The 13,304-nt window shown below is 72.3% G+C and carries 15 protein-coding genes; 9 read left to right on the top strand and 6 right to left on the bottom strand.

Going from position 1 to position 13,304, the window contains the following annotated elements; genetic code table 11:
• Nucleotides 1-119 precede the first annotated feature (119 nt).
• The 5 genes from UO65_RS17225 to UO65_RS17245 all read right to left on the bottom strand — a co-directional run bounded on the left by UO65_RS17225 (nt 120) and on the right by UO65_RS17245 (nt 4,056).
• The gene (locus UO65_RS17225; RefSeq protein ID WP_035283751.1) at nt 120-581 is read right to left on the bottom strand and encodes an SRPBCC family protein; all 462 of its coding nucleotides are present in this window, start codon (nt 579-581) and stop codon (nt 120-122) included.
• A gap of 121 nt (nt 582-702) precedes the next feature.
• Nucleotides 703-1,275: a methylated-DNA--[protein]-cysteine S-methyltransferase gene (locus UO65_RS17230; RefSeq protein ID WP_035283752.1), complete on the bottom strand. Its 573-nt coding sequence runs from the start codon at nt 1,273-1,275 to the stop codon at nt 703-705.
• Entirely contained in the window at nt 1,272-1,925 is a 654-nt protein-coding gene (locus UO65_RS17235; RefSeq protein WP_052021275.1) for an RNA polymerase sigma factor, read from the bottom strand. Before UO65_RS17235 ends, UO65_RS17230 begins: the two co-directional genes overlap by 4 nt.
• 37 nt (nt 1,926-1,962) lie before the next feature.
• Nucleotides 1,963-2,970 carry a pirin family protein gene (locus UO65_RS17240; protein WP_035283753.1) on the bottom strand — a complete coding sequence of 336 codons (1,008 nt, stop codon included), beginning with the start codon at nt 2,968-2,970 and terminating at the stop codon, nt 1,963-1,965.
• A 36-nt stretch (nt 2,971-3,006) separates the two neighbouring features.
• Nucleotides 3,007-4,056, bottom strand: coding sequence for a TRM11 family SAM-dependent methyltransferase (locus UO65_RS17245; protein ID WP_035283754.1), 1,050 nt, complete (start codon nt 4,054-4,056; stop codon nt 3,007-3,009).
• 113 nt (nt 4,057-4,169) lie between these two features.
• Between UO65_RS17245 and UO65_RS17250 the strand changes: the two genes are divergently transcribed.
• Genes UO65_RS17250 through UO65_RS17265 form a run of 4 tightly spaced genes read left to right on the top strand, consistent with a single transcriptional unit; the run spans nt 4,170 to nt 6,496 of the window.
• Nucleotides 4,170-4,778, top strand: a complete 609-nt coding sequence (locus tag UO65_RS17250; protein WP_035283756.1) for an ArsR/SmtB family transcription factor — start codon at nt 4,170-4,172, stop codon at nt 4,776-4,778.
• 2 nt (nt 4,779-4,780) lie between these two features.
• Entirely contained in the window at nt 4,781-5,497 is a 717-nt protein-coding gene (locus UO65_RS17255; protein WP_035283759.1) for an SRPBCC family protein, read from the top strand.
• Nucleotides 5,497-5,925 (top strand): DoxX family protein, encoded by a 429-nt coding sequence (locus UO65_RS17260; RefSeq protein WP_052021276.1) that lies wholly within the window; start codon nt 5,497-5,499, stop codon nt 5,923-5,925. The genes UO65_RS17255 and UO65_RS17260 overlap by 1 nt, the downstream gene beginning before the upstream one ends.
• A gap of 28 nt (nt 5,926-5,953) precedes the next feature.
• Nucleotides 5,954-6,496, top strand: coding sequence for a class I SAM-dependent methyltransferase (locus tag UO65_RS17265; protein WP_035283761.1), 543 nt, complete (start codon nt 5,954-5,956; stop codon nt 6,494-6,496).
• Nucleotides 6,497-6,510: 14 nt separating this feature from the next.
• Here the strand turns inward: UO65_RS17265 and UO65_RS17270 are convergent, their stop codons facing one another.
• Complete coding sequence (locus tag UO65_RS17270; protein ID WP_200873389.1) at nt 6,511-7,251, bottom strand: MBL fold metallo-hydrolase; 741 nt, start codon at nt 7,249-7,251, stop codon at nt 6,511-6,513.
• 529 nt (nt 7,252-7,780) lie between these two features.
• Between UO65_RS17270 and UO65_RS17275 the strand changes: the two genes are divergently transcribed.
• The 5 genes from UO65_RS17275 (at nt 7,781) to UO65_RS17295 (ending at nt 13,241) form a co-directional block, all read left to right on the top strand.
• Nucleotides 7,781-9,619, top strand: a complete 1,839-nt coding sequence (locus tag UO65_RS17275) for a hypothetical protein (protein ID WP_052021277.1) — start codon at nt 7,781-7,783, stop codon at nt 9,617-9,619.
• 12 nt (nt 9,620-9,631) lie between these two features.
• The gene (locus tag UO65_RS17280; RefSeq protein WP_035283762.1) at nt 9,632-11,392 is read left to right on the top strand and encodes a hypothetical protein; all 1,761 of its coding nucleotides are present in this window, start codon (nt 9,632-9,634) and stop codon (nt 11,390-11,392) included.
• Nucleotides 11,393-11,421: 29 nt separating this feature from the next.
• Nucleotides 11,422-11,643 carry a hypothetical protein gene (locus tag UO65_RS17285; protein ID WP_035283765.1) on the top strand — a complete coding sequence of 74 codons (222 nt, stop codon included), beginning with the start codon at nt 11,422-11,424 and terminating at the stop codon, nt 11,641-11,643.
• A 30-nt stretch (nt 11,644-11,673) separates the two neighbouring features.
• On the top strand, nt 11,674-11,889 hold the full coding sequence (locus tag UO65_RS17290) for a hypothetical protein (protein WP_035283766.1): 216 nt from the start codon (nt 11,674-11,676) through the stop codon (nt 11,887-11,889).
• Nucleotides 11,890-11,969: 80 nt separating this feature from the next.
• Nucleotides 11,970-13,241: a YeeE/YedE family protein gene (locus UO65_RS17295; protein ID WP_035283769.1), complete on the top strand. Its 1,272-nt coding sequence runs from the start codon at nt 11,970-11,972 to the stop codon at nt 13,239-13,241.
• Nucleotides 13,242-13,304 lie beyond the last annotated feature (63 nt).

A 13,304-nucleotide genomic window follows, 5' to 3' on the forward strand; every position in this document is an offset into this window, starting at 1 on the left:
TCGCCATAGGGGCCCCGGCCAAACACATCCACCCAGCCGGGCACCACCAACAAAAATCCCGACTTTCAACCAGATTCGGCCCAGCCCCAGCACCCAGCCTCAGCGCCCAGCCCCAGTACTCAGCCCTGGTGCTCAGTCCCGACCCGACCACGAGCAGCAGCAGGCCCCAACCGCCACGCCAGAAACAGAACCGTCGACTTGACCACAGCGGTCATCAACGCCCCGGTCCCCGGCACCAGCGGCCGGAAAGACGCCGTCCAGGTCAGTTCCGTCCCCCCGTCCGCAGCGGGCCGGAACTCAACCGCCGCCTCGTAGTCGCGCACCGGGATGTTGCGGCCCACCATGCGGTAGGACAACCGCGACGGCGGGTGCAGTTCGGTGATCCGCTCCCGGATCAGCACCGGCCACATCCCGGCGACCCGGACCGAGTCCACGTCCCCGGTGCCCTCGGCCCACCGGGAGGTCATGATCACCGGCCGCGCCCAGGACGACCAGTGCGCGGCGTCGGCCAGTACCGCGAACACCCGCTCGGGGGGTGCGGTGTACTTCCGCCGGATCACGTACCCGTGCTGCCGTGCCATCGCCGTCCACCCTCGTCGTCGAGAACCGGTGGTCAGCAGAGCACGGCCGCGACCACCCGGACAAGGTGAGGGGGAGAACAGCGCGTGGATTCGCAAAAGCCGATCACGTGGGTGACAACGCTCAACCGGCCTCCCGCTCGGCGCTCAGCAGCCGTTGCTTCGCGGCGGCACCGAACACGTACTCGCCGGGGGAGCCGTCGGAGCGGACGACCCGGTGGCAGGGGATGACCAGCGGCACCGGGTTGTTGCCCACCGCCGTCCCCACCGCGCGCACGGCCTTGGGGCGGCCGATCTGCGCGGCGATCCAGCCGTACGGGCGGGTCTGCCCGCGCGGGATCTGCCGGGTGGCCCGCAGTACCTCGCGCTCGAACTCGGTCAGGGTGTCCAGGTCCACCGGCAGCTCCGCCGGGGGGTTGCCGTCAAGGGCCGCGCGCAGGCCCGGGGGCTCCCGGTCGGTGCGGCGCAGTGGTCGACCGAAGCGGGTGTGGAAGGAGGTGGCGAAATCGCCGGTTGCGGTGCGGTCGGGCAGGCCCACCACCCGCACGTAGCTGATCCCCCGGACGGAGAAGGCGATGTCGATCTCGCCGATCGGGCCCGGGACCCGGGTCCAGTCGGCGAACAGGAAATCGGTGAGGTCGGTGGCGGGTGCCGCGACCAGTTCGGCGAGGCCCTTGAGTACCGCGTCGTGGTTCACAGCTTCTCCTTTCGACGTCCGGGTTCGGTGTAGAGCGACCGCAGCGTCGCCAGCCCGCGGGCGGTGTGCGACTTGACGGTGTTCTCCGGGAGCCGCAACACCTCGGCCGCTTCGGCCACCGGCAGCCCGACCACGTGCCGCAGCACCACGGCGAGCCGTTGCCGCTCGGGCAGTTCGGCCAGCAGGTCGGCCAGTTCGCGGCTGGTCTCCCCGCGCTCGAACACTTCCGCCGCGCCCGGACCCAGCGGCTCGGCCGAGACCCCGGTGGGCGAGACCGCCAACGCAGACGCCAGGGGTGCCTGCCGCGGGCGCCGGGCTGCCGTGCGCACCAGGTTGCGCCAGGTGTTGAGCAGGATCGTCAACAACCACGGCCGCACCCGCAGTGCCGCGATCCGCTCCCCGTCGTAGCCCACCAGCGCCCGGTAGGCCCGCAGGAACGTCTCGGCGGACAGGTCCTCGGCGTCGGAGCTGCCGAGTTGCGCGCAGAGCCGGACCGCCACCGAGTACACGTCGCGCTGGTACCGGCGCACCACCTCCTCGAATCCCCGGTCGCGGTCCGCGAGCAGGAGCGGGACCAGGTCGGGGTCGGCGGGGACCTCGCCTGGTGGGGCGTTCGGCAGGACTGCCGTGGGGGTGGGAACGATGTCCATACCCTTGAGAACACCGGTTTTCGGCATCGGTTGCACTTCAGTCGACCTGTTCGACCCGGCCGTCCACGTGCCGGGCGAACCGGCCCCGCTCGCGGCCGTGGGTGGGCGCCTGGTCCGGCCACGGCCAGCCGCCGAACCGGGAGTCCTGGAAGTCGCGCAGCGCCTGGTGGATCTCCGCCTCGGTGTTCATCACGAACGGCCCGTACCTGGCCACCGGTTCGCCGATCGGCCGCCCCTGCAGCAGCAGCGCGTCGACCGGGGTCGACCCCGCGGTCAGCGCGCCCGGCACCGACGCGTCGAGCACCACGCCGGTGTCGTCGCCCACCGACGTGTCCGCGACCCGGAGCCGGTCGCCCCCGAACACGTACAGCACCCGGCCGGTCTCCCGCCCTGCCGCCGCGGGCAGTTCCCAGGACGCCCCGGCGTCGAGCCGGAGGTGCCAGATGGCCAGGTCGGCGTCGGGGCGGGCGGCCCAGGAGTTCGGTGGTGGCTGCGGTGGCTCCGCCGCGCCGAGCGCGCCCGCGATGACCGTCACCACCACGCCGTCGGCTGGGCGGTGGCGGGGCACGTCGCCGTCCCAGAACATGGTGAAGTACGGGTCCACCAGCTTGTCCGAGGCGGGCAGGTTCAGCCAGATCTGGAACAGGTGCAGCGGGTTGGGCCCGTCCCGCTGCAGCAGCGGGAACATCTCCGCGTGCACGATCCCGCGCCCGGCGGTGAGCCACTGCACGTCGCCCCGGCCGAAGCGGGCCGCGGCGCCGAGGGAGTCGCTGTGGTCGATGTGGCCCTCGCGGACGTAGGTGACCGTCTCGAAGCCGCGGTGCGGGTGGCCGGGAAAGCCCGGGACCTCCAGCCCGTGGTACATCGACCAGCCGTCCAAGCCGGAGAAGTCCTGCCCCAGGTCCCGGTCGTCGATCGGCACGGCGGGGGCCATGCGGTCGTCGCCCGGTGGGTAGGCGTCGTCGTGGTGCGCGCAGAACAGGAACGGGTCGAGCGTGGGCCACTGCGATCCCAGTGGGACGGTCTGCAGAACGGGGCTTTCCATGGCTCCCAGGCTAGGCCGAAAGCCCGATCGTCGCGTTCAGTTGTCCACAGGCTTGCGCGCGACCGCGATGTCGCGGGTGATCGCCTGGTCGACGCGGTGTTCGAAGCCCCGGTACGGCCCGTCGTCGAGCGGCTGCAACCCCGCCGAGGCCAACGCGTCGAGCACCGACTCGCGGCTGGCGACGACGTTGTTCCAGGAGATGCCCAGCGCCCCGCCCGCCCGCAGCAGCCGCGACCAGCCGGGTGCCGCCGCCGAGATCAGCTCCAGCGGGCTGCGGTCCAGCGGCCGCGGCCCGGCCGCGCGCGACCCGTGCCGGACCCCGTACGGCGCGTCGCCGACGACCACGTCGAACGTCCCGGCGCGGAAGAACTCCCCGGCCTTCACCGTGTCCGCGTTGACGTAGCCCAGGTCCAGCGCGTCGCCCGCCTTGTAGCTCTCGCGGTCCACGCCGATCGAGGCCTTGAGCTGCCGCCCGACGTTCTGCTTCTCGCGCCGGATGCGCACCACCTCGGCGGTGTGCTTGACCCGCTTGCGCTTGAGCCAGGTCTGCAGGAACGTCGAGTACGCGTCGAAGTCCTGCTGGTCCAGGTCGATCCCGGCGGCGTGCCACCCGTACATGAGCGCCTGGTTGAGCGTCGTCCCCCGCCCGCACACCGGGTCCAGCACGCGCAGCCGCCGGTCGAGCATGTCCGGGGCCGCGGTCGAGGACAGCACGGTCACGTTCAGCAGCAGCTTGGTGAAGTGCTCGTTCGTCTTGCCCGAGTACTTCTGGATGGTCAGCAGGTCGTCGTCGAACCTGTCCAGCCGCCGCAGCTCCACCGGCTCGAGCAGGCCCCCGTCGCGGACCGCGAAGAGGGCGAAGGCCGAGGACAGGTTCGCCAGGAACTCCGCGTCGCGCTCGTCCAGGGCATCGGCGCGGAACCCGACGTAGCGCACGCCCGCGAGGTCGGTCTCGGCGATGTCGGTGAGCCGCCCGCCGAGGACGGCCCGGTTGACCACCTCCAGTTCCGCGGTGGTCAGCGCCACCGAGGCCTCGGCGTAGACGCGGTTCGCGGCTGGCTGCACAAGCAGCGCGTACTGGGTCATGGCTCCCGCTGATCAGGTCGGAGAAGTGCTGGTCAGGGGCAGTTTAGAGCATCCCCATAACCGACAAGGTCAACTGTCTTGACAAATAAAGTTGTCGGTGCGAGGGTTCTCCCATGCACGAGGTGGCAGTGATCGAAGACCCGGCCGCGGCCGAGGTCACGCTCGACCCGGTGCGCGCCGGTCTGCTGGCCGCGCTCGTCGAACCCGGCTCGGCCAGCACGCTGGCCGCGGCGGTCGGCCTGCCGCGGCAGAAGGTCAACTACCACCTGCGCGCCCTGGAGAAGCACGGCCTGGTCGAGCTGGTCGAGGAGCGCCGCAAGGGCAACTGCACGGAGCGGGTCATGCGGGCCAGCGCGGCCTCGTACGTGATCTCGCCCAGCGCGCTGGCCGCGGTCGCCCCCGACCCGGACCGGTCGCCGGACCAGCTCTCCGCCCGCTGGCTGATGGCCCTGGCCGCCCGGCTCGTCCGGGAACTGGGGCGGCTCATCGCCGGGGCGAACGCCGCCGACCGGCGGCTGGCCACCTACGCCGCCGACGCCAGGGTCACCTTCGCCTCCGCCGCCGACCGGGCGGCCTTCGCGGGCGAGTTGCAGGGCGCGGTGGCGGACCTGGTCCGCCGCTACCACAGCGAGAACGCGCCGAACGGGCGCGAGCACCGCTTCATCGTGGCGCTGCACCCGGCCATCACCCAAGACTTCAGCACGGAAGCCAAGGAGAAGTGAGAATGTCGAAGAACTTCGAGATCGAGCGCGAGGTCGTCCTCAGCGCCACCCCGGAGCAGGTCTTCGCGGCGGTCACCGACGGTCTCGGCGGCTGGCTGTTCCCCGGTTCGCCGCCCCCGGCCGACGGCACCCCGGACGAGTCCGGCACCCGCGCGCTGGTCTGGGACGCCCCGAACCACCTGCACACCCGGACCGACGGCGAGGACGGCTGGTTCAACGCCCTGGAGCACGTCATCGAGGCCCGCGACGGCGGCACGACCGTCGTCCGCTACGTCCACAGCGGGGTCTTCGCCGACGACTGGGACACCCAGTTCGACGCGGCGGGCAAGCACACGGACTTCTACCTGCACTCGCTCGGGCAGTACCTGGAGCACTTCGCGGGCAGGCCGGTCACCTACGTCGCCGCCCCCGGCACCGAGGCCTCGCAGTTCCCCGGCGCCGTCGACAAGCTGCACGCCGCCCTGGGGCTCACCTCGGGCAGCGAGCCGGGCGACAAGATCACCCTGGACGTCCCCGGTCTGGCACCGGTCGAGGGCGAGGTGGACTACCTCGAGGGCCAGTTCGTCGGCATCCGCACCGCCGACTCGCTGCTGCGCTTCTACGCCCGCGAGCCGTGGGGGATGCCGGTCGCCGCCGCGCACCACGTCTTCGCCGAGGACGCCGACGCCGAGGCCATCACCAAGGCCTGGAACGCCTGGCTGGACGGGGTGTACGCCTGATGAGCACCACCGGCACCACCGCTCTGCGCGCCCGCCTGACCGGACCGGCGGTGTCCGGTGCCGTCCTCTCCGCGGTGCGGGTCGTCGTCGGGTTCCTGTTCCTCTGCCACGGGTTGCAGGGCTTCGGCCTGTTCGGCGGCGTCGACACGATGGGCACGGCGGTGCCGGTCGGCTCCTGGCCCGGCTGGTACGCCAGTGTGATCGGCGTCGTCGGCGGGGCACTGGTGCTCGTCGGCCTGTTCACCCGGCCCGCCGCGCTGGTCTGCTCCGGGGCGATGGCCTACGCGTACTTCACCGTGCACCAGCCCCTGGCGGTGCTGCCGTTGCAGAACATGGGCGAGCAGGCGGTGCTGTTCTGCTGGGTGTTCCTGCTGATCGCCGCGCTGGGCCCCGGTCCGTTCGCGCTCTCGGCGCTGCGGCGGCGCTGAGGGCGGGTGCCTGTGGCACGGTGGGGGCATGAGCTGGAACGGCGAGGACTACCAACGGCGGTTCGACGCGCTGGCGGCCACCGGCACCGACGTGCACGGTGAGGCCACCTTCGTCCGCGCCTTCGACCCGTCCACCGTCCTGGACGCGGGCTGCGGCACCGGGCGCGTCGCCGTCGAGTTGGCCCGCCACGGCATCGAGGTCACCGGCACCGACGTCGACGGGTCGATGCTCGCCACCGCGGCCCGCCTCGGCCCCGGCATCGAGTGGGTCCCCGCCGACCTCACCACCCTCGACCTCGGGCGGGTGTTCGACGTGGTGGTCATGGCGGGCAACGTCCCCCTCTTCACCCCGCCGGGCACGCAGGCCGCGCTGGTGGCGGGGGTCGCACGGCACGTGCGCCCCGGCGGGGTGCTGATCGCGGGCTTCTCCCTGGACCGCGGCTACGGCACCGCCGACTACGACGCGCACGCGGCGGCGGCCGGGCTCGTCCTCGACTCCCGGTTCGCCACCTGGTCCCGCGACCCGTTCGAGGGCCGCGACTACGCGGTGTCGGTGCACCGGGCGGCTTGACCGGGGGAACGCGGTCAGAGCAGGGAGCGGGCGTGGGCCGTGGCCGCGGCGATGTCCTGGCGGACGACGGGCCCGTGGCCGGGCAGGACCACGTTCGCGTCCACGGCCGCCAGGGTGTCCAGGGCGGCGACGGTCCGGGCCTGGTCGTGGCTGAAGAACGGGCGCAGGAGTTGGGGGCCGTCCGCCGATGAGGTGGGGTGGGCGGTGACCAGGGTGTCGCCGGTGATGATCGCGCCCGCGGCGGGCAGGTGGTAGGCGCAGTGGCCGCTGGTGTGGCCCGGGGTGGGGACGGGGACGGGCGCGCCCGGCACGTCCAGCGGGTCCGGGAACGGTGTGGCGGTGGGGACCTTGATGTCCTTCAACGCCCCCGCGCGGACCAGGTAGAGGGTCCAGGGCAGGAAACCCGGGCGCCAGAGGTTGGTGAGGACGTCGACGGGGGTGGCCTGCTGGAGGAACTCGCGGCGGGCGTGGCGGGCCTCGGGTTCGGTGCCGTGCACGGGAACCGGCACCTCGGCGAGCAACCGGGGGAGACCGCCGATGTGGTCGACGTGGGCGTGGGTGAGCAGCACCGCCGCGATCTGCTCCAGCCGGAAGCCGATGCTCTGCACCGAGTGCCGCAGCGCCGGGAAGTCGGCCGGGTAGCCGCTGTCGACCAGGGTGAGCGCGTCGCCCTCGGTCAGCAGGGTCCAGTTGACGTGGGTGCTCTCGACGAAGTGGACGCCGTCGGCGACCTGCGTCACGGTCGGTGCGGTCACGGTGGTTCCTTTCGGTATCCTGAAAAGGATTCGGGAAGCCACTCTAACGATCAACGCCGTCCCGGGTTACGGTCGTCGTGATCACAGGTCCACCCGGGAACTTCCCACTGGCCTTCGTGGACATTCCGGAGAACCCGTTTGCCGCAGGTGGAACGGTTCAGTCGGATACCGGCGGTGACGCACCCCGGCCCATGGTGCACCCAGGGTAGTCGCCGCTGCTCCGAATGGGGTAAGCGCAGTTTCTCTCAGGCTCGTCTCAGTTTGTGACATCGATTGACACCCCCCGGCCGGGATGGCGATGCTCTCCGGCATGCGCTCCTCACTCCCCCTGGTCTGGCGGCTTCACGTCGACCTGTGCCTGCAGTCCAGCGCGCTCTGATCAGTCCGAGTAGGACTGTCCACTTCCGTTAGACCCCAAGTACTCCCGCGGCCATGCCGTGTGGACTCCCGACGCGTGCCCTGAGCGGGTCGGGAACTGCCGCGCGCCCGAATCCGGGCGCGCGGACCCGCATCGAACACGGAGACAGTCATGTCCTCGAAATCGCAACGATGGCGCAAGGGCCTGGTCGGTCTGCTGACCGGCGTCCTCGCCGTCGGCGCCGTCACCTACAGCGGTGAGAACAGCGCCGCCTACGCCGATGTCCAGACGACCACCGCCAGCTTGGTGGCCTCGGACGGCAAGTCCTACTGGGTCAAGAACCACCTCGTCGGCGACGCCGCGAACCGCTCCGCCGCCGCGGAGGGCAAGCGCAAGGAGTGGCTGCTGGTCTGGGCCGGTGACGAGAACATCGCCGACACCCTGGTCAAGGACCTCAAGAACCTGCCGGGCTCGCTCGCCGGTGGGCTCAGCAAGATCACCAACGCGCTGCCCGGCCCGGACTTCCTGGCCGTCATCGACGCCACCGAGGGCTCGCCGACCTACGGCCACGTGGTCAACACCGCCACCGTCGGCCCGCTGGTGGAGAACGAGCCGCACCACATGCAGTACGTGTGGCACAAGGGCGACACCATCTACGCCGGTGCGCTCTTCGCCGCGGCCACCTACGCCTTCGACGTGAGCGCGCTGCCCGAGCTGAAGCTCAAGGGCGTCAGCCTGCCCACGAACACCCTCGGCGGCTCGGTGCCCGACGCGTACTGGACCCTCAAGGACGGCACCGCCTACGGCACCTACATGGGCGGCCCGGTCGTGCCCGGCCCGTACGTCTACGCCAACGGCCAGACCGCGATCTCCAACGGCTTCGCGGGCAGCCCCGGCGCGGTCGTGCGCTTCGACTCCACCGGCAAGGTGCTCTCGCAGACCTCGGCGGCCACCCCGCAGGGCGACGACCCGAAGCTGTGCGCGAACCTGCCGCAACTGGGCAAGCCGACCTGCGCCAACCCGCACGGCATCCAGGCCCGCGAAGACCTGAACACGCTGGTCACCAGTGACTACGCCGAGCCGCGCAACATCATCCTGGACCCGATCAAGCAGCCGTCGCCGTACCTGCGCCGCCCGACCGTGCGGACCTGGGACATCACCGACCGCAACAACCCGAGGCTGCGCGCGGTGTCCTACCTGCAGGACGGCCCCCGGGCCAACGCCGCCGACCCGCTGCACAACGAGAGCCGCGCGGTCATGGAGACCACGGTGACCAACCTGCCCGGCCACAAGGGCGCCTTCGCCCAGACCATGCAGGGCGGCGCGGTGCACTACACGCCGGACATCACCGCCGCCGAGCCGCACTGGTACGAGGTGTTCGACGACGGTTCCGCCGCCAAGGCCATCTACGCGGGCAACGACTCCAACGGCGGTGGCTCCAACGGTGGCTGGATTCAGACCAGCCCGGACGACAAGTACCTCTACCGCGCCATCACCGGCCGCGGCAAGGGCGCGCTGGGCCCGAACGACCCGGGTTCCACCGGTGGCGTCTACGTGCTCGACATCCAGAAGCTGGTGGCGGCGGGCACGGACTTCAAGTGCCGCATCGACACCGCGGCCGAGGCGCAGAACGGTGGCGCCGAGGACGACTGCCCGACCGTGGCCGGTGCCGCGCCGATCAACCCCGGCCAGGCCGCCGCGGGCCCGCACTGGGGCGCCTACGACAACTTCACCCTGGGCGAGGACGGCTACTACCACGAGACCACCTCGCCGGAGCGCATCGCGGTGTCGAACTACTTCGTCGCCCGGTCCGGTCTGGACGGTGACCACAAGGTGAACATGCTGCACCTGGGCCGGGACGGCAAGGTCAGCGTGGACACGAACTTCAAGGACGAGTTCAGCGGCCAGGTCGGCATCAACTTCAACCGGCAGGCGTGGCCGCACGGCCAGTTCGGCAACGCGAAGCCGCACTCGGAGATCTTCGTCGTCGCCGACGCGGACCTGAAGTAGGCGGGTAGTCCCATGGAGCACCCCCACGGTGGTCTCGACGGCGGGCTCGGCACCGGCGCCTCGGCGCTGTTGCTGGTCCTGCGCCTGGTCCTGCTGCTCACCGGCGCGGTCGTGGCCGGGATCGGCCTGCTGCGCCCGCAGTTGACGGCCCTGCCGCGCCGGGTGGTCGTCGTCGCGGCGGTCTCCGCCGCGGTGTCGGCGGCGCTCGCCCTGGTGTCGGTGGCGGTGGCCGACGTGCACTGGCTCGGCGCGGTCGGGCACGTGCTGCTCGCCGCGGCGGTGCCCGCGCTGCTGCGCTGGCCCACCCCCGCCCGCTGGGCGGCGGTCGCGCTCGGCCTGCTGCTGGTGGTCGAGACTACCGCGGGGCGCTCCGGGGTGGACTTCGCCCTCGACACGGCCTACGTGGCCGCCTCGGTCGCGTGGTTCGGCTTCGCCGCGCTCACCCTGCTGGTGCCGCCGTCGCAGCACCGGCCGGGTGGGCCGCGGCCCGGCCCGCTGGCCCTGACCCTCGGCGGTGTGCTCGTGGTCGCCGGGGCGGTGCGGCTGGTCGGGTCCGGGCTGGCCTTCGACCGCAGGGTCGTGGGCAGCCCGGCGGGCCTGGTGCTGCTGGCGGCGGTCGTGCTGCCGCTGGTGGTCACCGCGCTCGCCGCGTTCCTCCGCGCCGGGCCGAAGGCCTACCGGTACGGCACCCTGGGCGTCGCGGCCGGGTTCCTCGCCTGGACCGCCATCGCCGCGGTCCCGGTGCCGCCCGCGCTGCCGGTGCCCGGGGTGCCGGTGCTGGCCGACACCGCGGTCGCCGACCGGCTGGTGCCGGTCCTCATCACCCCCCACCGCCCCGGCGCCAACCTGGTGCACTTCCCGGCCACCGCCGGTGTCGACCTCAAGGTCAGCGCCGACGGCGGCCCCGAGGTCGCCGCGGTCCCCCGACCGGGCGCGGAGGGCACCTGGGCCGAGGTGGAACTGCCCGAGGGGCGGTCCGACGTGACCGTCTCCCGGGGCGGGTCCAGCGACACCGTCGCGGTGGACACCGGCACCGAACGCGTGGACACCCGGGCCACCGGGGACGACGGGCCGGAGTGCGCCAGCGCCGCGCTGGGCGGGCTGGTCACCGGGCGCAAGGACGTGCTCACGTCCTGCCCGGCGGATGGTCTGTCCACCCAGGACGACGAGGCGCTGCGCAAGCTGGTCGGCTTCCTCGCCGCCCGGGGCGCGGCGGGCGTCGCGCTCAAGTCGGACCCCTCACCGCGCGGTGTCCGGGCGGCCGAGGTGGTCCAGGAGGCGGCGTCCGGGCTGGGCCTGCGCGTCGACCCGGACCAGGGCACCGACAACGCCCTGGTCGTGGTCGGCGGCTGGGCCACCGCGGCCACCGCGCTGAGCACGGCGGGCACCCAGCAGAGCGAGGCGGCGGTGTACCCGTACGGGCTCTACGTCGCGCCGTGGCTGCTCAACACCCCGCTGGTCAGCTCGGTCACCACGGTCGCGGTGCCGCTGCGGTTCGACCCCAGGGAGACCCAGCCGGTCACCTACGCCATCGAGGTCGGCAACGCCTTCGGCGGCGAGAGCCCGACCCTGGCGGGCTTCCACGCCTGGCTGGGCGACCGCCGCGGCGACGTCGACGGCGAACCGAGGGTGTTCGCCGCTGCCCAGGTCAACGTCATGGCCATGGGTCCGGGCGAGCCGCACGCGCCGGGGATGCCGATGAACGAGGAGCTGCCCGGCCAGTGGGTCGCCAAGGCGACCATCGTGCCGGTCAGCGGAGTCCTGCTCGACTGAGAAACCACCACACAGCAAGGAGAACCGACATGAAGAAGGTTTCCCGGGTGCTCGTCACCGCGATCGCCGCCGCCGCGCTGAGCGTCGGAACGGCCGGGATCGCCGGTGCCGACACCGCCGTCACCACCCAGGACAACACCTCCGTCTGGCTGCTGCCCGGGGTGGACCTGGGTGTGCTGCTCGCCCCCACCACCGCGATCCCGGGCGCGCTGGCGCCCGTGTTCGACCTGCTGCGCTTCATCGGCGGCTGACCCACACCCCGCTCTGACAAGGAGACAACCATGCAGAACAAGTTCGCCCGCACCCTGGTCGCCGTCACGATCACCGGTGCCGCGTTCGTCGGCACCGCCGCCCCCGCGCTCGCCGACCCGGTGATCGTGGACCAGCCGGACACCAGCGACCTCAACGACATCTACACCTTCGCCCCGCTGGGCATCCCGGTGTTCGGCCTCGTCCAGTCGGTCGTCCGCGCGGTCAACGGCATCATCCCGGTCTAGCCCCACCCGCCGGGCCGCCCGACTCCCCGGGCTCGGGCGGCCCGGTCCACCCCATCCCCCCGACACCCCCTGGAGCCCCGGTGTCCGCGACAACCGAGTCGAACCCCGAAGAGCAGAGATTCCTCTCCTTCCCCACCTCCTGCGCCGCCCCCGTCCCGCCGCCCGAGGAGCCGGTGCGCGTCGTGCCGCTCGCCGTCGCCGGTGTGGTCGCGATCGCGCTGACGGCCTACGTGTGGGCGTCGTACGGCCCGAAGTCCGGGGTGCTGCTCATCCTCGGCCTGGGGCTGGGCCTGGCCCTGTTCCACTCCCGCTTCGGGTTCACCTCGGCGTGGCGCCAGCTCGTCGCCGTCGGCAACGGCGCCGGGGTCCGCGCGCACTCGCTGCTGCTGGGCACCGCCGCCACCCTGATCGCGCTGATCGTGTCCACCGGCTCCGGGCTGTTCGGCTCGGTGCCCAAGGCCACCGCGGGCCCGATCGGGCTCGCCCTGTTCACCGGGGCCGTCCTGTTCGCCATCGGGATGCAGCTCGGCGGCTCCTGCGCCTCCGGCACGCTGTTCGCGGTCGGCTCCGGGCAGTCCACGATCGTCTTCACCCTGTTCGGGTTCATCGCGGGCTCGGTCGTCTACACCGCCGCGTTCCCGGTCTTCGACGGCTGGCCCTCGGTGCCCGGCGTGCTGCTGTCCGACCACGTCGGCTGGTTCGGCTCCTGGGCGATCACCATCGCCGCACTCGCCGTCATCGTGCTGGCCACCCGGTTCGTGCAGAAGCGGCGCAACCCCCCGCCGGTCGACGTGGTGCCCACGGCCTCCGGGTTCGCCAGGGTGCTGCGCGGCTCGTGGCCGATCCTGGCGGGCGCGGTCGTGCTCGGCGTGCTGGCGGGCGCGGTCTTCCTGGTCTCCGGCGGCATCTGGGGCGTGACGTTCGCCTTCGCCCTGTGGGGGGCGAAGTTCCTCCAGCTCCTCGGCCTGCACCCGGAGAACTGGGAGTTCTGGCGGACCGCGTCGAACGCCAAGTCGCTGGCCGGTTCGGTGTGGACGGACAAGACCACGCTGACCAACGTCGGCATCATCCTCGGCGCGGCGGTCGCGGCCTCGCTGGCGGGCGCCTGGAAGCTGCACAGCACCATCCCGTGGCGCACCGCGGTCGCGGCGGTCCTGGGCGGTGTCCTGATGGGCATCGGCGCGCGGCTGGCGGGCGGCTGCAACATCGGCGCCTACCTCGGCGGCGTGTCCACCGGCAGCCTGCACGGCTGGCTGTGGGGCCTGTTCGCGCTCGGCGGCACCTGGATCGGGCTCAAGCTGCGCCCCCTGTTCGGCCTCGGCAACCCCGCGCCGACCGACAGCGTCTGCTGATCAGCGGAACGTGACCGGGCGCGTCCTCCACGTGAGGGCGCGCCCGGTTCTCTTTGTGGGGGA

The organism is Actinokineospora spheciospongiae (assembly GCF_000564855.1).
GTDB lineage: Bacteria > Actinomycetota > Actinomycetes > Mycobacteriales > Pseudonocardiaceae > Actinokineospora > Actinokineospora spheciospongiae.